The sequence below is a fragment of the Pseudoxanthomonas sp. 22568 genome (assembly GCF_052044485.1).
Lineage (GTDB): Bacteria > Pseudomonadota > Gammaproteobacteria > Xanthomonadales > Xanthomonadaceae > Pseudoxanthomonas_A > Pseudoxanthomonas_A beigongshangi.
The window spans coordinates 102,772-125,109 of record NZ_JBQENC010000002.1; the positions used below are offsets into that span (position 1 = coordinate 102,772).

The window sequence follows — 22,338 nt, forward strand, 5'->3', positions numbered from 1 at the left end:
TTCCCGGCGGACGCGGTCCGTCGGGACGGGCGGAAGTGTACCCGACACCGGTTGGGTTACCGTAAAAGCAGGAGAAAACAGCATGCCGGTGATGGAACGCATCCAGGCCGAAGTCGAAAGCCATCCGATCGTCCTCTTCATGAAGGGCACGCCGGAATTTCCCATGTGCGGCTTTTCCAGCCGCGCCGTGCAGGCGTTGCGCGATGCCGGCGCCGAACAGCTGTACACCATCAACGTGCTGGAGGAGCCGGAAATCCGCGCCAACCTCCCGCGCTTTTCCAACTGGCCGACGTTCCCGCAACTGTTCATCCAGGGTGAACTGATCGGTGGCTGCGACATCACGCTGGAACTGCACGAGTCCGGCGAACTGCGGCGCATCGTCGCCGAAGCCCTGTCGCCGTGAGGCAAGGTCCGTGAGCCTCATCGATCTGCCTACCCGCGCGGCGCGCGCGCTGGACAACCGCGTGGTGCTGATCAGCGGCGCGCATGGTGGCCTTGGCGCCGCCGCCGCGCTGGCATGCGCCGAAGCGGGCGCGACCCTGGTGCTGCTGGGACGCAAGGTGCCCAAGTTGAACCGCATCTACGACGCGGTGGCGCAGGCGGGACAGGAGCCCCTGTTGTATCCGCTGGATCTGGAAGGCGCTTCGCCCGACGACTATGCCGAACTGGTCGACCGCCTGTACGCGGAACTGGGGAGGTTGGACGGCGTGCTGCACTGCGCCGCCGAGTTCCGTGGCCTGACCCCGTTGGAGCACACGGATCCGGCGGCGTTCGCGCGCGCGCTCCACGTCAACCTGACCGCGCCGTGGTGGCTGTCGCAGGCCTGCCTGCCGTTGCTCAAGCAGTCCGATGACGCCGCGCTGGTATTCGCCATGGACGACCTGTCCCGGGTGGGGCAGGCCTACTGGGGCGGTTACGGCGTGGCCCAGCATGGGCTGGCCGGCCTGGTGGACATGCTTGCGGCCGAACTGGCCGGTGGACCGGTCAGGGTCTCGGGCCTGCAGCCCGGGCCGATGAGCACCGGCCTGCGCTCGCGCGCCTATGCCGACGACAGCGACGGCCAGGCCTGTGATCCGGCCCGGTACGGGGCCGCCTGTGTCACATTGCTGTCATCCGCGGGCGCCGAACACCGGGGCCGCGTCTGGACCGTCCGGGCATGACCATCCTTTCGGCCGCACTGCTGTTGTTCCTGATCCTGGACCCGCTGGGCAACATCCCGGTGTTCCTGAGCGTGCTCAAACCACTGACGCCGCAGCGCCAGCGGGTCGTGCTGGCCCGCGAACTGCTGATCGCGCTGGCCGTGCTGATGATGTTCCTGTGGGGCGGCAAGTATTTCCTGGAAATGATGCACCTGCGGCAGGAGTCGGTGGCGATCGCCGGCGGCATCGTGCTGTTCCTGATCGGCATCCGCATGATCTTCCCGCGGCCGGAAGGCCTGATGGGGGAAATCCCCGGCGGCGAGCCCTTCATCGTGCCGCTGGCCATCCCGCTGGTGGCCGGCCCGTCCGGCATGGCGGCGGTGATGCTGATGGGCAGCAACGAGCCGGCCCGGCTGGCGGACTGGAGCCTGGCCCTCATCCTGGCCTGGGGCGCGACCTCGGCGATCCTTTTCTCCGCCACACTGCTCTACAAATGGCTTGGCCGGCGCGTCCTGACCGCGGTCGAACGCCTGATGGGCATGCTGCTGGTGGCCCTTTCCGTGCAGATGTTCCTGGACGGCATCGGGACCTACCTCAAGCTGCCGCCGAGCATCTGAGCCGGCGCCGGGAAAAAGTGCTGCAGCGCGGAATTTTTGTCACGCGGCGGTCACAAAATGGTCCTATCGTGTTAACCTGTTATTAACCAACGCGGCCGTTCCGCGTAGGCTCAGGGAACCCTAGAAATGCCCCCCACGACCCGCCGAGAGGTGGGCCGCCTGCGCGTCCGCATTCAGCCAGCCAGTTTCGCAACGCCAATTCCCGTACCGAGGCTCATACCCATGAATCAATCCCGTTGTCTCCGGATGTCCAAGCTCACCCTTGGCCTCGTCGCCGCGCTCGCGGCCGCCCCGGTCTTCGCCCAGAGCACCTCCGCCGGCGTCGGCGGCGTGGTCACCGGTGCCGATGGCCAGCCCGTCACCGGTGCCGAGGTGGTCATCACCCACGTCGAATCCGGCACGACCAGCCGCGTTACCACCGACGCCAGCGGCCGTTACAGCGCCCGCGGCCTGCGCGTGGGCGGCCCGTACCAGATCACCGTGACCAAGTCCGGCTCCGGTACCAAGACCGAAGACAACGTCTACCTGAACCTCAACCAGGTCAACACGGTCAATGCCGCGCTGACCGGCGATGCCACCACCACCCTCGAGACCGTCACCGCGGTCGGCGTGGCGGGCGGCTCGGAAGTGTTCAGCGCCACCAAGATGGGCACCGGTTCCAACATCAACCGCGAGAGCATCGAAGCGCTGCCGTCGGCGAACCGCAACATCCAGGACTACATCCGCCTGGATCCGCGCATCTCGCAGGTCAGCAAGGCGGACGGCGCGATCTCCGCCGGCGGCCAGAACACCCGCTACAACGCCATCCGCATCGACGGCGTCAGCGTCGCCGACCCGTTCGGCCTGGAATCCAACAACCTGCCGACCGAACGCCAGCCGGTCTCGATGGACGCCATCGAGGAAATCAACATCGATCTGGCCAACTACGACGTGACCATCGTCGGCGGCACCGGCGCGGTGATCAACGCGGTCACCAAGTCGGGTACCAATGAATTCCACGGCACCGTCTACGGCACCTATCGCGACAAGAGTTGGGTGCGCGAGGAACTGGAAGGCGTCAAGTTCAACGGCTTCGACGACGAAATGACCTACGGTGCCACCTTCGGCGGCCCGATCGTCAAGGACAAGCTGTTCTTCTTCGCCAACTACGAGAAGTACGAGCGCAGCGCGCCGGGCACCAGCCTGACCAACACCCCCTACGGCACCGGCAACATCACCGACGCCGACATCGCCGACCTCGTTTCGGCGGCCAACGGCCACGGCATCAGCGCGGGCGGCTTCTCGCTGCCGGGCACCAACAAGACCGAGATCGAAGAGTACGCGCTGAAGCTGGACTGGAACATCAACGAAAGCCATCGCGCCGCCCTGCGCTACAGCAAGCTGGAGCAGAGCGTCCTGCGCTTCCCGGAAATCGACAACAACAGCGTCTCGCTGAGCAGCTTCTGGTACGCGTTGCCGAAGACCTTCGAAAGCTACGTCGGTGAACTGTTCAGCGATTGGAACGAGAATTTCTCCACCGAGTTCAAGGTCGGCTACAAGGACTACTCGGCGGTGCGCAGCACGTTCTCGAACCTGCCGCAGATCGAAGTCCGCGGTTTTGGCTCCAACGGCCAGTCGTCGGTGTTCCTGGGCACCGAGATCAACAGCCACGTCAACATCATCGAGACCAAGGAAACGACCGCTTTCGGTGCGGCCAACTGGTACATCGGTGACCACACCGTGAAGTTCGGCTTCGACTACTCGAAGAACGACATCCTGAACTTCTACGGCCGCGCGGTGAATGGCGTCTACACCTTCGCCGATATCGATGCCTTCCGTGCCGGCACGCCGAACAACTACCAGATCCGCGCCCCGCGTCCGGGCGGCAGCATCAACGACATCCCGGCCGAGTACACCCTGAAGAACGTCGGCCTGTTCGCGCAGGACACCTGGGCGGTCAACTACAACCTGACCCTGACCTTCGGCCTGCGCGTCGACATCCCGGACTTCAGCGACCAGCGCCTGTACAACCCGCTGATCGAGCAGACCTACGGCTACGACAACACCCAGACCGTCGACGACAAGCTGGTGCAGCCGCGCTTCGGCTTCAACTACACCTTCGACAGCGACCGTCCGACCCAGCTGCGCGGTGGCGTGGGCCTGTTCGGTGGCGCCGCCCCGAACGTGTGGCTGGCCGGCACCTACCAGAACACCGGCCTGAACTACGTCGAATACAGCTGCTCCGGCGCCCAGGCCCCGGTGTTCTCGCCGAGCCCGGCGCCGAACATCCCCGACAACTGCCTGGCCGGCAACGCGCGCGCCAACGTCGACATCGTCGAGCCCGGCCTGAAGCTGCCGTCGGTGTGGAAGGCGAACATCGCCCTGGATCACGAACTGCCGTGGTACGGCATCGTCGCCTCGGCCGAGCTGCTGTTCACCAAGGTCAATGACGGTATCGTGGTGGACCGCCTGGACATGTACAACGCCGCCGGCCAGGGCCCGACCGCCTACGGTCAGGATGGTCGCCCGATTTTCTGGGACGCCAACGGTCTGAACCCGGCCAATGCCCATGCCACCCGCGGCATCGTGTACGGCACCAACAACGTCAACCCGAAGGCCAACCGCCCGGCCGGCATCGGCGACGTGATGCTCCTGCGCAATACCGACGAGGGCAAGAGCCGCCAGTACACCTTCGGCCTGAACAAGCCGATGCTCAACGACTGGTCCTGGTCGCTGGCGTACACCTACACCAAGGCGACCGAAGTCAGCCCGCTGACCAGCTCGCAGAACACCTCGAACTGGGGCAGCACCCTGATCGGTGCGGTCAACGGCGATACCGCGTGGGACTCGCGCTATGCCATCCGCGATCGCATCACCGGTACCGTGGAGTGGAAGCACCAGTTCTTCGGTGACTACGACACCCGCATCGGCCTGTTCTACGAAGGCCGCACCGGCCGTCCGTACAGCTACATCTACTACAACGATCTGAACGGCGACAGCAACCCGACCACCAGCACCAGCAACGCCGGTCTGTTCAACGACCTGTTCTACGTGCCGGCGGCCCCGGGCGACGTGCTGTTCACCGGCGGCGCCCAGATGGAGCAGGCGTTCTTCGACTGGTTGAGCCAGAACCCGGAACTGCAGAAGTATCGCGGCCAGATCGCGCCGGCCAATGCGTTCCGCGCCAAGTGGGTCAACAGCTTCGACGTGCGCTTCAGCCAGGAACTGCCGGGCTTCATGAAGGGCCACAAGACCGAGCTGTCGCTGGACATCATGAACATCGGCAACCTGCTGAACAAGAAGTGGGGCCTGATCGACGACTACGGTTTCAACTCGACCCGCCGCGTGGCCAGCTACGCCGGTATCGATCCGGCCACCGGCAAGTACGTCTACCACTTCAGCGGCAGCACCGACAGCTCGCAGATCCAGGAAAACAACAACGACAAGGGCAACACCGGCGTGTCGCGCTGGTCGGTCATGTTGGGCCTGAAGTACAAGTTCTAAGCCGCAAGGCCAGGGAACACCAGAAACGGCCGGGGCAACCCGGCCGTTTTTTTATGGGAATGCCTTGAGCGCGGGACTGCGCTAAAGTCATCGGGTCATGACACGAAAAAACGACGGGAAACAAACATATGAGTGAAGCGCCATCGAGGGCGTTGCCGGTACAGAACGCGCAGATCCACCCCCGCGGGGCGCTGGATGTGCTGTCCCGGGCCGAAGTGGCCCGCCTGCGTGACGCTTCGGCGGGCGGCATGCACGACCTGCTGCGCCGCTGCGCGCTGGCCGTCCTGACCAGCGGCAGCGCGTCGGACGACCCGCGCGCCGCCCGCGACCTGTACCCGGATTTCGACATCCAGGTGCTGCAGCAGGACCGCGGCGTCCGCATCGATCTGTTCAATGCGCCGGCGATGGCCTTCGTCGACGGCGAGATCATCCGGGGCGTGGCCGAACTGCTGTTCGCGGTGGTTCGCGACCTGGCCTACACCGCCATCGAGTTGGGGCCGGATTGCAAGGACGACCTGGATACCTCCTCGGGCATCACCAACGCGGTGTTCGGACTGCTGCGCAATGCGCGCATCCTGCGCCCGGCCGACCCGAACCTGGTGGTGTGCTGGGGCGGCCACTCGATCTCGCGCGACGAGTACCTGTACACCAAGCAGGTCGGCTACGAGCTGGGCCTGCGCGGGCTGGACATCTGCACCGGCTGCGGTCCGGGCGCGATGAAGGGGCCGATGAAGGGCGCCACCATCGCCCACGCCAAGCAGCGCCGCCGCACCACGCGCTACATCGGCATCACCGAGCCGGGCATCATCGCCGCGGAATCGCCGAATCCGATCGTCAACCACCTGGTGATCATGCCGGACATCGAGAAGCGCCTGGAGGCGTTCGTGCGCATCGGCCACGGCATCATCGTGTTCCCCGGCGGCGTCGGTACGGCGGAGGAAATCCTCTATCTGCTGGGCATCCTGCTGCGCGAGGAAAACGCCGAACTGCCGTTCCCGCTGATCCTGACCGGACCGACCATCGCCGCGCCGTACTTCGAGCAGATCGATCAATTCATCCGCCTGACCCTCGGCGAGGAAGCGACCCGGCGCTACGAGATCATCATCGGTGACCCGGTCGCGGTGGCGAAGAAGATGGGCGCCGGCATCCGCAAGGTGCGCGAGTACCGAATCCAGCAGAAGGACTCGTTCTTCTTCAACTGGGCGGTGGATATCCCGGGCGATTTCCAGCAGCCGTTCGTGCCCAGCCACGAAGCGATGGCCGCGCTGGATCTGCACCATGGCCGTCCCGCGCACGCGCTGGCGGCGGACCTGCGCCGCGCGTTCTCCGGCATCGTCGCCGGCAACGTCAAGGAAGACGGCATGCGCCGGATCGAGGAGTTCGGTCCGTTCGAGATCCATGGCGACGCCGATATGATGCAGGCGCTGGACGCGCTCCTGCGCGCCTTCGTCGAGCAGCGGCGCATGAAGATCGCCGGCGAGTACAAGCCCTGCTACCGGGTGCTGACCTGATCAGGCCCATCCGGGAAAGCGGAAAGCGCCGCTTTCCCGGCTTCATTCCCGTCGTCGCGCGGTAGGGTGATGACGGCCAGGTAATGGCCGTCTTCCTGGCGGGTTTCCAGTTGCCCCAGGCCCTGGGTCAGCGCATGGATGCGGGCGCGCACCGAGCTCTGGCCGACCTGGTGCCCGCGGGTCGGCATCGCCCGTTCCGGGATCGGATTGCGGATGGTGATGACGATGTCGCGCACCGATGCCGCCACGCCGATGTCGAGCGTGCCGCCGGACGGACTGGGTTCGATGCCGTGGCGGATGGCGTTCTCCACCAGCGGCTGGATGGACAGGGTAGGAACCCTCACCTCCGGCACGGTGTCGGGCAGGTCCCAGCGTGCGTGCAGGCGTTCGCCGAAGCGCAGGCCCTCGATCTCCAGGTAGCGCCGGGTCAGCGCCAACTCCTCGGCCAGCGGGATCTCGCGGGGACCGGCCAGGGCCGCGCGAAACAGATCCGACAGATCCAGCAGCATCCGTTCGGCATCCTGCGGTCGTTGATGGACCAGCGCGGTGGCGGTGTTGAGCGTGTTGAACAGGAAGTGCGGCCGTATCCGCGCCTGCAGCGCCTCGAGCTCCGCCTGCTTGGCCTTCACCGCCATCTGGCGCGCGCGCCAATGATTCTGGAAGGCGGCCAGACCGAGCAGGCCGACGGTGATGGCCACGCCGGTGAAGCGCAGGAACATGTCTTTCCAGTCGTCCTTCAGGCTTGACCACAGATCGCCCAGCAACAACCAGGTGGCTGCGCAGAACAGCCAGGTGGTCAGTACCAGCAGGCACAGCGCGGTATATGCGACATAGGGCGGACGCAGCCTGCCCAACGGGCGCCGCAGCAGATACAAGGCACCCAGGGTGGTCAGCGAGATCCATTGGACGACCAGCGAGGTGAGCCCGAAATAGACCCAGGGACTGACGCCTCCGCCCGGTGCCAGGGTCAGTACCGCTGCGACGCCTTCGCCCGCAAGCACGACCCAGATGATGGCCGGGGCCTGCCAGAGGGCATCGAGTGGCGCGTTCTGCTGGACTGCCTTCATGGACCGGCGAAAAAGGGGAGACCCGGCCGCATGATGCCCGAAGGACCGGCGATTGGCAGCGTCCGCCCGTTGATGCCTTCAACGCCGCCGCCCATCGGCTCCCGACTGGCGGTCGCGGCGCACCGGGTCTACGGTGCGCCTGCTCACCGGGGAAGCAACCTATGTCATCTGGATGCAAGCGTGAGGCCCGGAGATGGGCTGGCAGGGGTGCCGGCCAAGCGGGTTTCAGCCTGATTGAACTGCTCGTGACCGCGGCCGTGCTGGCCATCCTGGCGGCGGTGGCATCGCCGTACCTGCTGGCCGTGGTCAACAACAACCGGCTGGCCAGCGGGACCAACGAGATCATCGCGGCGTTCCAGCAGGCGCGCATGGAGGCCATCCGGCGCAATGGCAGCGTCTCGGTCTGCCGGACCACCGACGGCGCCACCTGCGCCAACGATGCCGGCAATTGGGGACGCTGGCTGGTGGTGGTGGCCAGCGACGGCGAGGTGCTTCGCTCGGGAACCGCGACCGCTCCGCTGCGCCTGAGCGGCGGGCAGGGAACGATCACCTTCCGTGCCGATGGTCTTGCCCGCACGGGGGGCGCCCTGGTTTCCGCCGACATCGTCACCGTCTGCATTCCCACCACGCAACCCGCGGAAAACCGTCGCGTCATCAACATGGGAAGCGGCAGCCGCATTTCCACCTCGTCGAACAATGGCAACGGAGTTTGTCCCTGAAACCATGGGCATTTCCATGAATCGATTGCGTCATGCTTTTCCCGCCAGAACGCAGCAGATCGGCGCGGGCCTGCTGGAAGTGCTGATCGCCGTGTTGATTCTCGGGGTCGGCCTGCTTGGCATCGCCGCGATGCAGGCAACCGCCCTGCGCAACAGCCAGAGTTCGCTCGAGCGCAGTCAGGCGATCATCCAGACCTACGCCATCCTGGATGCGATGCGGGCCAACATCGACATCGCGCGGATTGGGGGATACAACCTCACCGCGATGACCTGCAATGCCCCCGATGCGGGCGCGTCGCTGGCCGCCACCGACCTGCATAACTGGATCGAGTCCCTGCACGCCACGATCGGTGACAACACCTGCGGGCAGATCAACTGCGGTGGCGTGAGCTGCGAGATCACGGTGCAATGGGATGAATCGCGCAGTGCCCGCGGACAGGAAGAGACCACCCAGCAGGTCACCACGAGGACCCGGCTATGAGGCGCGTGCAACCCCAACGCCGGTTTTCCATCCGCGGACTTTCGCTGGTGGAGTTGATGATCTCCATGCTGCTGGGCATGCTGGTCGCGGGCGCGGCCATCACCATCTTCATGAGCAACCGCGAGACCTATCGCGCGACCGACAACCTGGGACGCGTCCAGGAGAATCTTCGCACCTCGTTCGAGCTGATGGCACGCGACGTGCGCGAAGCCGGCGGCAACCCATGCGCCAACGACCTGCCCATAGCCAATGTGCTGAACGACCCGGCGGCGTCGTGGTGGTCCAACTGGAACGGCGGGCTGATCGGTTACGACGGCGGAACCGCGGCCCAGGGACTGAATACCGGTGGTGGCACCGCAGAGCGCGTCGCGGGCACGGATGCGATTGAAATCAAGGCCAGCGTCGATAGCAGCATCCGGGTGGTGGTCAAGATGCCCGAACCCTCGGCGGACATCGAGGTCAACGCGACCACGGGCCTGCAGAACAACGACGTCATCATGATCTGCGATTTCAACCAGGCCTCGATCGTCCAGGTCACCCAGACCCCGGCCGGCCTCAAGATCCAGCACAACAGCGGTGCGGGCACACCGGGTAACTGCACCAAGCACCTGGGTTATCCGGTGGTCTGCACCAATGGTGCGGGCAACAGCCCCTACCTGTATGACCAGAACGCGGTCATCGCCGTGTATCGCGCCATGCAATGGTACGTCGGCAACAATGCGCGCGGGGGAAGATCGCTGTATCGCCGCACGCTGCGCTTCAACGGGGCCGCGCCCGAGGCCCAGGCCGAGGAAATCGCCGATGGCGTCACCGACATGCAACTGGAATACCTGGTGCGGGGGGACGATGAATATGTCGATGCGGACCCCAGTCCCGACTGGCCCAATGTGGTCGCGGTCAAGATCGTCCTGACCCTGCGAACCAACGAGAACGTCGGCACGGATGGCAACCCGATCAACCGCCGGCTCGAGCATACCGTGGCATTGAGGAACCGCGCGCCATGAATCGACAACATTCCACTCGAGGCCCGGGTGCCGGACGCCAGCGCGGCGCCACCCTGATCGTCGTGCTCATCCTGTTGCTGGTGATGACGTTGCTGGCGTTGGCGAGCATGCGCGGTACGCTGCTGGAGGAGCGCATGAGCGCCAACCAGCGCGATCGCAGCCTGTCTTTCCAGGCCGTCGAAGCCGCCCTGCGCGAAGGTGAGGCCATCGCCGCGCAGAAGCAGATATATGCGGCCGGATGCGCCAACGGACGCTGCGGCATCCCGGATCCCCAGGCAGCGCCGGTGTGGACCAGCGAGGACGTCTGGGCCGCGGCGCCGGTAGCGCAGACACAACTGGGCGACCAGACCGCGCAGCCGAAGTACATCATCGAGCTGCTGGCCACCAACGTGCCTCCCAAGGGCACCTGCACCACCACCGGCGACGTGTCGCTGACCAGCGGCTGCACGGGCACCGAGTACCGCTACCGCATCACCGCGCGCAGCCAGGCCAACGATCGTGCCGAAGTGCTGCTGCAATCCACCTACGCCGTGCCGTGACGGACATTCCTATGAACATCCCCAACAACAAACCGCGTGGAAACAGGAAGGGGAGCCATGGTGGCCGCCTGTTGCCGATGCTGCTGGCCTGCGCGGCCACGCTTGTTTCGCTGCCAGGCGGGGCGATCACGGTTCCGGACGTGCCTTTGCAGTCCGGCCGGCCGTACCCTCCGCCGAACATGATGTTCATCCTGGACGACTCCGGTTCGATGAATTTCATCGCCATGCCGCATGACGTGGCGGACCCCTGGGACCCGCAGCGCGACGATTACGGTGTGCGGATAGGGCTGCGCGACAACCTTGCCGACAAGTCCTATATCAACAACAGCATCTACTACAACCCGGCGGTGACGTACAACGCGTGGATGGGCGCCAATCGGTCCCGCTACACCGGCGGCACCACCTACGGTTCGGCCTACTGGAATCCCAGCGCGCTGACCGATGCCATCGACCTGGGGGAGCAGGTACAGACCTTCTTCGTGCCGAAGAATCCCGCCACGGCGACGACGGCCACCGGTCTCGGCGACTACTACCGTTTCCAGATCCTGACGGACGGGCGCATCATCCGCAGCGCCGTGGGCAATCGCAACGATGCGAACGGCGTGGCGGATTCGGGCTGCGGCAACAACCGGAATGGCGGCTACGACAGTACCAATGATGTCTATTGGCGAGCCTGCACGGTTGCGAACCCGACCACGGGGCGCGATGCGGCGGCCGAGAAGAGCAATTATGCGACGTGGTATTCCTATCACCGCACCCGCATGAAGGTCGCCAAGGCCGGCGCCAGCGAGGCATTTGCGCAGCTTGAAAGCAACATCCGCGTGGGCCTGGATACGCTCAACCGCAACATCAGCGGACTGCCGTACTACATTCCCGTCGATTCCAGCGGCGGCCGGTTCGAAGGCGCCAACAAGACGACCTGGTTCACCTATCTGCAGTCGGCGACGGGCGGTGGCAATACGCCATTGCGGCGCGCATTGCACCGGGCCGGACAGTATTTTTCGGGCCTGGCCACGGATGCGCCCGATCCGATGGGACCGGTGGTCGAGGGTTCCATGCTGAGCTGCCGCCAGAACTTCACCATTCTCACCACCGATGGCTACTGGAACAGCGATTCTGGCTTCAATGCCGTGGGCGATGCGGATGGCACAGCTGGGCCCACCGTCACCGGTCCCAACGACAAGAGCTATACCTACGCGGTGGCCTCGCCCTACCGGGACAATTACGCGACCTCGCCCAGCAGCCGGGCCAACACCCTGGCCGATATCGCCATGTACTACTGGAAGCGCGACTTGCGCGACCTGGAAAACGACGTCCCCGATTCGGACGACGATCCGGCGTTCTGGCAGCACATGGTCACCTTCGGCGTCTCCATCGGGCAGAAGGGCACCCTGAATCCCACCCAGGCCACCCTGGATGCGATCGCCAACGGCAGCACGCGCTGGCCGGATCCGATCAGCAACAGCGGCGCCCAGCGCATTGATGATCTCTGGCATGCGGCGGTCAACGGGCGTGGCGATTTCATCGTGGCCAACAATACCCAGAACTTCGTCCAGGGCCTGCAGGATGCCATCAACACCATGGCCAAGCGCCAGGGGTCGGCATCCAACGTGACCGCCAACAGCACCTCGTTCGTATCGGACACGCGCGTCTACCAGGCCAAGTACATGTCGGGCAGTTGGACCGGCGAGTTGTCCGCCTATGACGCCACCGCGGCGGGCGTGGCGCGAAACCCGGCCTGGGAGGCCTCGCGGCAGTTCCCGGTGTGGAGTTCCCGCAGCATCTTCACCTGGAACGGGACCCAGGGGGCGACCTTCCCGACCAGCGATCAGGTCACCCTGCTCAACCAGAGTTCGCGCCTGGTCGCTCCGGTCAATGGCACGGACAATGCCAACTACATCAAGGGCGACGCGTCGCGCGAGCGCAAGAACACCAATGGCACCCTGCGCAACCGGGATGTGCTGCTGGGCGACATCGTCAACTCGTCGCCGATGTACGTGAAGGACAGCGAGACGATCTTCGTGGGCGCCAACGACGGCATGCTGCACGCTTTCTCGGCCATCAGCGTGGGTAGCGGCAACAACGCGATTCCGGGAGGGCGGGAGCTGTTTGCCTACGTCCCGGCCGGGGTGAACTTCACCGACCTGGCTTCGCTGAGCAACCCGAACTACCAGCACAAGTACTTCGTGGATGGCCCGATCGTGGTATCCACCCGCGCGCAGACCGGCGGCCGCAACTACCTGGTTGGCGCGCTCGGGCGCGGCGGCAAGGGCCTGTTCGGGCTGGACGTCACCGATCCCGCGCGCTTCCGCGCGACCGACGTGAAGTGGGAACTCACCAGCGGTACCCATATGGGCAACGTCCTGGGCGAGCCGCTCATCGTCACGCTGAACGATACCAACCACACCAAGGCCATCGTGGTCGGCAATGGCATCAACAGCACCAGCGGCAATGCGGTCCTGTTCGTGATCAACATCGCTACCGGCGCCGTGATCCAGACCATCGATACCGGCGTGAGCGGCGACAACGGCATGGCCGCACCGCGTGGCTGGGACGAGAACGGCGACGGCACGGTCGACTACATCTATGCCGGCGACATGCGCGGCAACCTGTGGAAGTTCGACTTCACCGGTGCGACCGCTTCGATCGCCTTCAGCGGCCAACCGATGTTCACCACCGCTTCCGGCCAGCCGATCACGACGGGTCTCGCGCTCGCCCGCGAGCCGCAGTCGGGACGGCGCTGGGTATTCGTCGGCACCGGCAGCTTCATCAGCGAAGACGACGTGGACAACACGACGACCCAGTCCGTGTACGCGCTCATCGACAGTTCGAGCGAGCCGATTGGGCGTGACGACCTGATCAGCCGGGACATCGTGGTGACCGGCACGATGAATGGCTCCGTGGTGCGCGGCTTCGAAACCCATGGTGGCCTGGTGGACACCGCGAAGGGCTGGTACCTCAACCTGGGCACGCCGACCGCGGGCGAGCGGGTGGTGAGTCGACCCGCGATCCTGGGCAAGGTGCTGATCTTCAGCAGCATCATCCCGCCACAGGATGACAACCCCTGCGCCGCCGGCGGTTCCGGCTTCCTGAACGCGATCGATGCGTTCACCGGTACCAGTACCAGCAAGACGTTCTTCGATGCCAACAATGACGGCACCGTCAACAGCTCAGATCAGATCGCGAATGGCAATACACGCTTGCCGGTGGGATCGTTCGACCCGGGCGTTGGCATGCCGACACTGCCGACGGTGATCGACAAGCTGATGGTGGTCGGCGGCTCGAAGGGCACGCTGAACGATACCGCGATCGATCCCGACATGGGCGCACCCAGACGGGTCTCGTGGCGCGAGATTGTCCGTGACTAGCCAAGTTCGAACCTGAGGAAACCGGAATGAAGCAACGAGGATTCTCCCTGCTCGAACTGCTGATCGTGCTGGCTATCACCGCCATCCTGGCGACGATTGCCTACGCCAGTTATCGGGATCAGGTCATCAAGTCACGGCGATCGGCGGGCGCCGCCTGCCTGCAGGAACGGGCCCAGTACCTGGAGCGCTACTACACCACCAACATGAGCTATGTGGACGGCGAAGACGCCTTGGGGCAATGCGATGCGGAAGTGCAGCCGTTCTACACGATTAGCGAGGTAGCCGCGTTCGACGCCACGAGCTATGCCATCCAGGCGGAGCCCACGGAAGACCAGCCGGATCCCAAATGCGGCACGCTCACGCTGAACTCCAGAGGAGAAAAGGGCGAGAGCGGAACCGGGACGGTGGCGGATTGCTGGTGATGCGCGCTGCGGGGCACTGGCCCACCGTTGCGTCAAAGGGATGAAGCACGGACAGGATGTGGTCGCCGCGCTTTGCCGACAGGAGTCGACACGCGACCACCCATCCGTGCGCGGGCGGGATACGATTTCCCGGAGCGCCCGACCTCGGTACGAGCCATGCTTGAACTGCGCCCTTTTTGCGAATGCTGCGGAAAAGCGCTGCCGCCGGAATCGCCGGAAGCGGTCATCTGCACCTTCGAATGCACGTTCTGCAGGGAGTGCGCCCGCGAGGTGTTGAACGGGACATGCCCCAACTGTGGCGGCAACTTCAGCGCGCGTCCCATCCGGCCGGCGCACCTGCTTGACAGGTATCCGCCGTCGGAAAAACGCGTCGTCAAGGCAGGTGGTTGCCGGTCACGGCCGGAATAGGGCGGCGACTCCGCGGATGCGCCGCTTTGCGGCATATGCCGGCCCAACAAAAAAGCCCCGCATCGCTGCGAGGCTTTCGAATCTGGCGCCCGAAGTTGGACTCGAACCAACGACCCCCTGATTAACAGTCAAGTGCTCTAACCGGCTGAGCTATTCGGGCGGGGTCCGCTATTGTAATCAGGCCCGCGGGAGCGGGGCAAGTCTCCGGGGCCTGGCGGGCTCAGGGCGGGCAGGTCTCGCCACCGCCGTTGCGGCGGCTGCGCGCGCGGCCCGCGTTGTTGACGATCACTTCCGTCATCAGGCGTTCCTGCAGGCAGATCCGGACGGTCAGGTTGCTGCCGGTGCTCATGCCGTTCGCCAGGTAGCGCAGCTGCGGCCGCCCGGAAGAGGAGCGGATCCTGAAAGCGTCCGGAAGCGACACCGCCTCGTGACGCAGCAGGTCTTCCGGCAGGTTGGGCTGGCGGTCGCCATCCGGGTCGAAAAACATCAGCCAGCCGTGGCTCCAGTCGCCGTCCTGGCGGCAGCCACTGTCGGGACCATTCGAAGGACAGACGGCGGTGATCCTGCGGTGGCTGATGGCGGTCAGGCGGGCGCTGGCGAAGTGCGACAGCAGCAGGTCGCGGGTGGCATCGGCGCGCCATTGCTGGGTCATCTGCAGGTACGAGGGCAGGCCCAGGCCAAGGAGCAGGCAGGCGATGGCCATGGTGGTCGCCAGTTCCAGCAGGGTCACTCCTCGTTGCGAACGGCCGGTGTCGGGCGGGAAGGTGATATCGGCGCGCGTCCGGCGCATTGGGGTCTCCTGACATCCGTGCAAGGGTTGTTCAGGTTTGTCCAGGCACGGATCTCGTGCCATCGGACGGCGCCGTGGGGCCGGGTAGGAAATCTACCCGGCGTCGGTCATCGTCGGATGGCTATACTCAGCGATCGCTTTCGGGACGCCCCCATGACCGACCGCTTCCAGCTCGTTTCACCTTACTCTCCGGCCGGCGATCAGCCGCAGGCCATCCGGAAACTCGTGGAGAATTTCGAATCCGGCCTCGCCAAGCAGACCCTGCTGGGCGTGACCGGTTCCGGCAAGACCTACACCGTCGCCAACGTGGTCCAGGCGGTACAGAAACCGACCCTGGTGATGGCGCCGAACAAGACCCTGGCGGCGCAGTTGTACGGCGAGTTCAAGTCGTTCTTCCCGCACAACGCGGTGGAATACTTCGTCAGCTACTACGACTACTACCAGCCCGAAGCCTACGTGCCGTCGTCGGATACCTTCATCGAGAAGGACAGCTCGATCAACGAGCACATCGAACAGATGCGGCTGTCGGCGACCAAGGCGTTGCTGTCCCGTCCCGACGCGCTGGTGGTGGCCACGGTCTCGGCGATCTACGGCCTCGGCGCGCCCGAGGACTATTTGTCGCTGCGCCTGATCCTGTCGCTGGGCGAGCACATGGACCAGCGCCAGCTGATCAAGCACCTGACCGAGCTGCAATACACCCGCAACGAGTACGAACTGCAACGCGGCACCTTCCGGGTGCGGGGCGAGGTCATCGACGTGCATCCGGCCGAAAGCGACAGCGAGGCGCTGCGCATCGAATTGTTCGACGGCGACGTGGAGAACCTGACCCTGTTCGACCCGCTGACCGGCGAGACCCTGCGCAAGCTGCAACGCTATACGGTCTACCCGAAGACCCACTACGCGACCACCCGCGACCGCGTGCTGACCGCCATCGACACCATCAAGATCGAGTTGAAGGAGCGGCTGGAGCTCTTGTACGCGCAGAACAAGCTGGTCGAGGCGCAGCGCCTGGCCCAGCGCACCCAGTTCGACCTGGAGATGATGGCCGAGGTCGGCTACTGCTCGGGCATCGAAAACTACTCCCGCCACCTGACCGGCAAGGCGCCCGGCGAGCCGCCGCCGACGCTGTTCGACTACCTGCCGGCCGACGCGCTGCTGGTCATCGACGAATCGCACGTGACCATTCCCCAGATCGGCGCCATGTACAAGGGCGATCGCTCGCGCAAGGAGACCCTGGTCGAGTTCGGTTTCCGCCTGCCGTCGGCACTGGACAACCGGCCGCTGCGGTTCGAGGAGTGGGAAGAGCGCTCGCCGCGCAGCATCTACGTGTCGGCCACCCCGGGCCCCTACGAACTGCGCGAGTCCAATGGCGAAATCGTCGAACTGGTGGTCCGGCCGACCGGCCTGGTCGATCCGGAAGTGGAAATCCGCCCGGTCGGCACCCAGGTCGACGACCTGCTGTCGGAGATCAACCTGCGCGTCTCCTGGGGTGACCGGGTGCTGGTCACCACCCTGACCAAGCGCATGGCCGAGAACCTCACCGAATATCTCGGCGAGCATGGCGTGAAGGTGCGCTACCTGCACTCGGACGTGGACACGGTGGAGCGGGTGGAAATCATCCGCGACCTGCGCCTGGGCAAGTTCGACGTGCTGGTTGGCATCAACCTGCTGCGCGAGGGCCTGGACATGCCCGAGGTGTCGCTGGTGGCGATCCTGGATGCCGACAAGGAGGGCTTCCTGCGCTCGACCGGCTCGCTGATCCAGACCATCGGCCGCGCCGCCCGCAACCTGCGCGGCAAGGCCATCCTGTACGCGGACAAGATGACCCGTTCGATGCAGGCGGCGATCGACGAAACCAGCCGCCGCCGGGAAAAGCAGCTGGAGTACAACGTCGAGCACGGCATCACCCCCAAATCGGTGGCCAAGCCGATCGTCGACATCCTGGAGGGTGCGCGCAGCGACGCGGGCGAGGCCAAAGCCGGACGCGGCAAGCGCAAGGTCGCCGAGGAGCGCGCCGAGTACGCCGTCCTGGACCCGGCCCAGGCAGTGGCCCGGATCAAGACGCTGGAGCAGCAGATGTACCAGCACGCCCGCGATCTGGAGTTCGAGGACGCCGCCCGCCTGCGCGACGAGATCCGCAAGCTCAAGGAGGCCAGCCTGGCCGGGTGAGCGGGGTTTTGTGCCCGCGAGCCGCGCATTGCCGCCGGCCTGCCCCCGTCGCCACCGGGCCGCGCCGAAGCGGGGCGGGCGTTTCGCGCGCCCCGTGAAGACATGGTTGTCGGCGCACCGGTTTCCGGGCTAGAATTCGCGCCCCTGCAAAGGGCAGACCGGGCGGTTAGCTCAGCGGTAGAGCACTACCTTGACATGGTAGGGGTCACAGGTTCGAACCCTGTACCGCCCACCACGCTTCCAGAGCGTGGATTCGAAGTCCTCCTTTGTACGCCACTCCGATATCACGAGGTGGCCCGCGGAAACGCTGGCCGAGCGTGCGACATGAGCACTACCACCGCCTGAATCCGGTACTGCCCGAGGCACTGCATCCCGTAGGCGCCCTCGTGGCGCTTTTTTGTTGGCCGCGAAGCGGCCACGGGATTCGGGAATCGAGATTGGGGATTCGCTGTGTCAGTTCCCGCTCGCTTCTGCGAATCCCGATTCCCCATTCCCGAATCCCGGCCTTCCAATGATCACGATCACGCTTCCCGACGGCAGCAGCCGCCAGTTCGAACAACCCGTTTCCGTCATGCAGGTGGCCCAGTCCATCGGCGCGGGCCTGGCCAAGGCCACCCTGGCCGGCGCGGTCGATGGCCGCCTGGTCGATGCCAGCGACGTCATCGATCACGATGCCAGCCTGCGCATCATCACGCCCAAGGACGAGGAGGGCCTGGAAATCATCCGCCACTCCTGCGCGCACCTGGTCGGCCACGCGGTCAAGCAGCTGTATCCGGAAGTGAAGATGGTCATCGGCCCGGTCATCGCCGAGGGTTTCTACTACGACATCTACAGCGAGCGCCCGTTCACGCCGGAGGACATGGCCGCGATCGAGCAGCGCATGCAGGAGCTGATCGCGCAGGACTACGACGTCATCAAGAAGATGACGCCGCGCGAGGACGTCATCCAGGTCTTCAAGTCCCGCGGCGAGGACTACAAGCTGCGCCTGATCGACGACATGCCGGAAGAAAAGGCGATGGGCCTGTACTACCACCAGGAGTACGTGGACATGTGCCGCGGCCCGCACGTGCCCAACACGCGCTTCCTGAAGGCGTTCAAGTTGACGCGCATTTCCGGCGCCTACTGGCGCGGCGACGCCAAGAACGAGCAGTTGCAGCGCATCTACGGCACGGCCTGGGCCGACAAGAAGCAGCTCGACGCCTACATCACCCGGATGGAGGAAGCCGAGAAGCGCGATCATCGCCGCATCGGCAAGCAGCAGAACCTGTTCCACCTGCAGGAAGAGGCGCCCGGCCTGGTGTTCTGGCACCCGAAGGGCTGGGCCATCTGGCAGGTGGTCGAGCAGTACATGCGCAAGGTCTACCGCGACAGCGGCTACGGCGAAGTGCGCTGCCCGCAGATCCTGGACGTGTCGCTGTGGCAGAAGTCCGGCCACTGGGACAACTACCAGGAAAACATGTTCTTCACCGAGTCGGAGAAGCGCACGTACGCGGTCAAGCCGATGAACTGCCCGGGCCATGTCCAGGTGTTCAACCAGGGCCTGCACAGCTACCGCGACCTGCCGATCCGCTATGGCGAGTTCGGCTCCTGCCACCGCAACGAGCCATCCGGCGCCCTGCACGGCATCCTGCGCGTGCGCGGCTTCACCCAGGACGATGGCCACGTCTTCTGCACGGAAGAGCAGATCGAGTCCGAAGTGACCGCCTTCCACCAGCAGGCGCTGGCGGTCTACCGGCATTTCGGCTTCGACGAGATCCAGATCAAGATCGCCCTGCGGCCGGAGAAGCGCCTGGGCGACGACGCCACCTGGGACAAGGCCGAGGACGCCTTGCGGGCGGCCCTGCGCAATTGCGGGGTGGAGTGGAAGGAACTGCCCGGCGAGGGCGCCTTCTATGGCCCCAAGATCGAGTACCACCTGAAGGACGCCATCGGCCGGACCTGGCAGCTGGGCACGATGCAGGTGGATTTCATGATGCCGGGCAGGCTGGGCGCCGAGTACGTGGACGAGAGCAGCCAGCGCCGCCATCCGGTCATGCTGCACCGCGCCATCGTGGGGTCCATGGAGCGCTTCATCGGCATCCTGATCGAGCACCATGCCGGGGCCTTCCCGGCCTGGCTGTCCCCCCAGCAGGCCGTCGTAATGAACATTACCGACGCCCAGGCCGATTATGTGGACGAGGTCCGGAAAACCCTTGCAAATCAAGGCTTCCGGGTGACGGCCGATTTGCGGAACGAAAAGATCGGCTTTAAGATCCGCGAGCACACGCTGCAGCGGGTCCCGTACCTGCTCGTGGTCGGAGACCGCGAGAAGGAAAATGGCGCCGTTGCCGTGCGCACGCGTTCAGGTGAGGATTTGGGCACAATGTCCGTGGCCGACTTCGCCGAGCGCCTGCGCAGCGAGGGCGCGTAAAGGGTCCGGCCCCGGTTGGGGCCGGCATGATTCTCTCTGGAGACCGCAACATCAGCACCCCTGACAACAAGCAAAACCGCAAGAACCACGAAATCCGCGTGCCGCGCGTACGCGTGATCGGTTCCGATGGCGAAATGATCGGCGTGCTCACGCGCGACGAGGCATTGTCGATGGCCGAGGACGAAGGCCTGGATCTGGTCGAGATCCAGCCCAACGCCGAACCGCCGGTCTGCAAGATCATGGACTTCGGCAAGTTCAAGTTCGAGCAGCAGAAGAAGGCGAACGAGGCCAAGAAGAAGCAGAAGCAGGTCGAGATCAAGGAACTCAAGTTCCGGCCGGTCACCGACGAAGGCGACTACCAGATCAAGATGCGCAACATCCGCCGCTTCCTGGAAGAAGGCGACAAGGTCAAGGTCAACATCCGCTTCCGTGGCCGTGAGATGAGCCATCAGGAACTGGGTCGCGAAATGGCCGCACGCATCGAGGCCGAACTGGGCGACGAGATCGTCATCGAATCGCGTCCGCGCCTGGAAGGCCGGCAGATGGTGATGATGATCGCTCCCAAGAAGAAGTGACCTTCCGCGCCATGGGCGCGAAGGCCATGTCGTTGTTTCCTTCTACCCTCCGGGAAGAAGGGGAAAAGAGCGCCGCAAGGCGCTCTTCTCGTTTCGGTGGCGGGAGTGCGGCGGAGGCGCGTTGCTTACAGCCGCTGCCAGCCGAATCCGTCACCGCGGCGGTAATACACCGCCACCGCGCGGCCATAGACCTTGTCGGCGTCGACGAAGCCGAAGAAGCGGCCATCGAAACTGTTGCCGCGGTGATCGCCAAGCACCAGCAGCTTGCCGGCCGGCACCACCATGCCGCGGATGTCGGGGCCGCCGCCAAGATCGAGATCGAGGCGGGCGGCGCGGGTGCCGAAATCCTCGCGGGGCATGGCGCCGTCGAGCCGCAGCGGGCGGCCGTTGATGCTCAGATGGCCATCCCGCAGGTCCACGCGGTCGCCGGCCACCGCCGCCACGCGCTTGATCAGGCGCGTGCCGTCCGCCGGGGAGTCGAACACGGCCACGTCGCCGCGCTGCGGGGCACCCGCGGCCAGCAGGGTGTGCGAGGTGAACGGCAGGCGCAGGCCATAGGCGCGCATGTCCACCACCACCCGGTCGCCTGGTTGCAGGGTCGGCTGCATCGACCCGCTGGGTACGCGGTAGTGGTTGGCCAGGGTGTCGCGGGCGGCAAGGAGCAGGCCGAGCATGGCCAGCAGGGGCAGGGCTTCTTTCTTCAGCCAGGCCAGGGCGCGCGGCCCCGGCGTTCGGGATACGGTCTGCAAGCTTGCAGCTCCATGGGACGAGGCCGGCTTGGACCGGTCGCCGGGCGGCGAGTTCCTGTACGCCGGCGCGGGGCCGAAGGCGCGGCCGAACCCGCTGATTTGCAAGGGAAACCAAGTCCCGGCATAATGTGCGGCCCGGTTCTCCGGGATTGGCTGCTCGCAGCCCAGGACCCGCTGTTTATTCCATTTGGAATCAATGGCTTACAAGCCGACTGGGGCATGGATGGAAAGCGTGGCACGAAGTGCCGCCGCCCAGGTCAGTGACATAAACCCATCAAGGACATCGCAATGCCCAAGATCAAGACCCACCGGGCGGCGGCCAAGCGTTTCCGCAAGACCGCCTCCGGCAAGTACAAGGCTGGCCACGCCAACCGCAGCCACATCCTCACCAAGAAAGCGACCAAGCGTAAGCGCGGCCTGCGTGCGACGAACATTGTTCGCGCCGAGGACAGCAGCCGTCTGGACCGCATGCTTCCCTACCTCTGAGGACTGAACCATGGCACGAGTTAAGCGTGGCGTGACGGCGCGTCGCCGTCACAAGAAAGTTCTCCACCTGGCCAAGGGCTACTACAACGCCCGTCGCAAGGTTTTCCGCGTCGCCAAGCAGGCGGTCATCAAGGCGCAGCAGTACGCCTACATCGGTCGCAAGCAGAAGAAGCGCAACTTCCGTTCGCTGTGGATCACCCGTATCAACGCGGCGGCCCGCATCAACGGCCTGAGCTACAGCCGCTTCATGAACGGCCTGCAGAAGGCCGGCATCACCCTGGACCGCAAGGTGCTGGCGGACATCGCCGTGCATGATGCGACGGGTTTTGCGGCCCTGGCTGAAAAGGCGAAGGGCGCACTCGCAGCCTAAGCTGCGATCTCCACCGTAAACGCAGTACCGG

The 22,338-nt window shown here is 65.2% G+C and carries 20 protein-coding genes and 2 tRNA genes; 18 read left to right on the top strand and 4 right to left on the bottom strand.

What is annotated here, in order from left to right; all coding sequences use genetic code 11:
- The first annotated feature begins 82 nt into the window (after window positions 1-82).
- The 5 genes from grxD (at window position 83) to ppnN (ending at window position 6,750) form a co-directional block, all read left to right on the top strand.
- Complete coding sequence (grxD, locus tag ACTJI2_RS02855; protein ID WP_183643493.1) at window positions 83-403, top strand: Grx4 family monothiol glutaredoxin; 321 nt, start codon at window positions 83-85, stop codon at window positions 401-403.
- Between the two features lie 10 nt (window positions 404-413).
- Window positions 414-1,160, top strand: a complete 747-nt coding sequence (locus ACTJI2_RS02860; RefSeq protein ID WP_440841020.1) for an SDR family NAD(P)-dependent oxidoreductase — start codon at window positions 414-416, stop codon at window positions 1,158-1,160.
- On the top strand, window positions 1,157-1,756 hold the full coding sequence (locus ACTJI2_RS02865; RefSeq protein ID WP_183643487.1) for a YhgN family NAAT transporter: 600 nt from the start codon (window positions 1,157-1,159) through the stop codon (window positions 1,754-1,756). The genes ACTJI2_RS02860 and ACTJI2_RS02865 overlap by 4 nt, the downstream gene beginning before the upstream one ends.
- Window positions 1,757-2,002: 246 nt before the next feature.
- The gene (locus tag ACTJI2_RS02870; RefSeq protein ID WP_440841022.1) at window positions 2,003-5,239 is read left to right on the top strand and encodes a TonB-dependent receptor; all 3,237 of its coding nucleotides are present in this window, start codon (window positions 2,003-2,005) and stop codon (window positions 5,237-5,239) included.
- 128 nt (window positions 5,240-5,367) lie between these two features.
- Window positions 5,368-6,750, top strand: a complete 1,383-nt coding sequence (gene ppnN, locus ACTJI2_RS02875; RefSeq protein ID WP_183643480.1) for a nucleotide 5'-monophosphate nucleosidase PpnN — start codon at window positions 5,368-5,370, stop codon at window positions 6,748-6,750.
- Here ppnN and ACTJI2_RS02880 read toward each other — a convergent pair.
- Window positions 6,732-7,817, bottom strand: a complete 1,086-nt coding sequence (locus tag ACTJI2_RS02880) for a sensor histidine kinase (protein ID WP_203322655.1) — start codon at window positions 7,815-7,817, stop codon at window positions 6,732-6,734. The genes ppnN and ACTJI2_RS02880 overlap by 19 nt on opposite strands.
- A gap of 161 nt (window positions 7,818-7,978) precedes the next feature.
- Here ACTJI2_RS02880 and ACTJI2_RS02885 point away from each other — a divergent pair, with 161 nt between their 5' ends.
- The 7 genes from ACTJI2_RS02885 to ACTJI2_RS02915 all read left to right on the top strand — a co-directional run bounded on the left by ACTJI2_RS02885 (window position 7,979) and on the right by ACTJI2_RS02915 (window position 14,758).
- Window positions 7,979-8,536 (top strand): GspH/FimT family pseudopilin, encoded by a 558-nt coding sequence (locus ACTJI2_RS02885; protein ID WP_183643473.1) that lies wholly within the window; start codon window positions 7,979-7,981, stop codon window positions 8,534-8,536.
- A 4-nt stretch (window positions 8,537-8,540) separates the two neighbouring features.
- Window positions 8,541-9,017 carry a type IV pilus modification protein PilV gene (gene pilV, locus ACTJI2_RS02890; protein ID WP_440841025.1) on the top strand — a complete coding sequence of 159 codons (477 nt, stop codon included), beginning with the start codon at window positions 8,541-8,543 and terminating at the stop codon, window positions 9,015-9,017.
- Window positions 9,018-9,073: 56 nt separating this feature from the next.
- On the top strand, window positions 9,074-10,021 hold the full coding sequence (locus ACTJI2_RS02895; protein ID WP_440841026.1) for a PilW family protein: 948 nt from the start codon (window positions 9,074-9,076) through the stop codon (window positions 10,019-10,021).
- Window positions 10,018-10,560, top strand: a complete 543-nt coding sequence (locus ACTJI2_RS02900; protein WP_203322657.1) for a pilus assembly PilX family protein — start codon at window positions 10,018-10,020, stop codon at window positions 10,558-10,560. Before ACTJI2_RS02895 ends, ACTJI2_RS02900 begins: the two co-directional genes overlap by 4 nt.
- Window positions 10,561-10,571: 11 nt before the next feature.
- Window positions 10,572-13,928, top strand: coding sequence for a pilus assembly protein (locus ACTJI2_RS02905; protein ID WP_440841027.1), 3,357 nt, complete (start codon window positions 10,572-10,574; stop codon window positions 13,926-13,928).
- A gap of 26 nt (window positions 13,929-13,954) precedes the next feature.
- Window positions 13,955-14,350 (top strand): type IV pilin protein, encoded by a 396-nt coding sequence (locus ACTJI2_RS02910; protein WP_318288696.1) that lies wholly within the window; start codon window positions 13,955-13,957, stop codon window positions 14,348-14,350.
- A gap of 156 nt (window positions 14,351-14,506) precedes the next feature.
- A complete protein-coding gene (locus ACTJI2_RS02915; protein WP_440841030.1) occupies window positions 14,507-14,758 on the top strand; it encodes a DUF1272 domain-containing protein in 252 nt (83 codons plus the stop codon).
- 83 nt (window positions 14,759-14,841) lie between these two features.
- Here the strand turns inward: ACTJI2_RS02915 and ACTJI2_RS02920 are convergent.
- A tRNA-Asn gene (locus ACTJI2_RS02920) sits at window positions 14,842-14,918 on the bottom strand.
- A gap of 60 nt (window positions 14,919-14,978) precedes the next feature.
- The gene (locus ACTJI2_RS02925; RefSeq protein ID WP_440841032.1) at window positions 14,979-15,548 is read right to left on the bottom strand and encodes a GspH/FimT family pseudopilin; all 570 of its coding nucleotides are present in this window, start codon (window positions 15,546-15,548) and stop codon (window positions 14,979-14,981) included.
- A gap of 153 nt (window positions 15,549-15,701) precedes the next feature.
- Between ACTJI2_RS02925 and uvrB the strand changes: the two genes are divergently transcribed.
- The 4 genes from uvrB to infC all read left to right on the top strand — a co-directional run bounded on the left by uvrB (window position 15,702) and on the right by infC (window position 20,702).
- Window positions 15,702-17,717, top strand: a complete 2,016-nt coding sequence (gene uvrB, locus ACTJI2_RS02930; RefSeq protein ID WP_318288699.1) for an excinuclease ABC subunit UvrB — start codon at window positions 15,702-15,704, stop codon at window positions 17,715-17,717.
- Window positions 17,718-17,877: 160 nt separating this feature from the next.
- Window positions 17,878-17,952 (top strand) — tRNA-Val (locus tag ACTJI2_RS02935).
- A 276-nt stretch (window positions 17,953-18,228) separates the two neighbouring features.
- A complete protein-coding gene (gene thrS / locus ACTJI2_RS02940) occupies window positions 18,229-20,127 on the top strand; it encodes a threonine--tRNA ligase (RefSeq protein WP_440841033.1) in 1,899 nt (632 codons plus the stop codon).
- 26 nt (window positions 20,128-20,153) lie between these two features.
- A complete protein-coding gene (gene infC, locus ACTJI2_RS02945) occupies window positions 20,154-20,702 on the top strand; it encodes a translation initiation factor IF-3 (protein ID WP_183643448.1) in 549 nt (182 codons plus the stop codon).
- Window positions 20,703-20,827: 125 nt separating this feature from the next.
- Here infC and lepB read toward each other — a convergent pair whose 3' ends face one another.
- A complete protein-coding gene (lepB, locus tag ACTJI2_RS02950) occupies window positions 20,828-21,451 on the bottom strand; it encodes a signal peptidase I (protein ID WP_440841035.1) in 624 nt (207 codons plus the stop codon).
- Between the two features lie 288 nt (window positions 21,452-21,739).
- On the opposite strand from lepB, the gene rpmI reads away from it, so the two are divergent.
- Together rpmI and rplT are read left to right on the top strand one after the other, a co-directional pair.
- Window positions 21,740-21,937, top strand: a complete 198-nt coding sequence (gene rpmI, locus ACTJI2_RS02955) for a 50S ribosomal protein L35 (protein WP_141453658.1) — start codon at window positions 21,740-21,742, stop codon at window positions 21,935-21,937.
- Between the two features lie 10 nt (window positions 21,938-21,947).
- The gene (rplT, locus tag ACTJI2_RS02960) at window positions 21,948-22,307 is read left to right on the top strand and encodes a 50S ribosomal protein L20 (RefSeq protein WP_183643442.1); all 360 of its coding nucleotides are present in this window, start codon (window positions 21,948-21,950) and stop codon (window positions 22,305-22,307) included.
- Window positions 22,308-22,338: the final 31 nt, after the last annotated feature.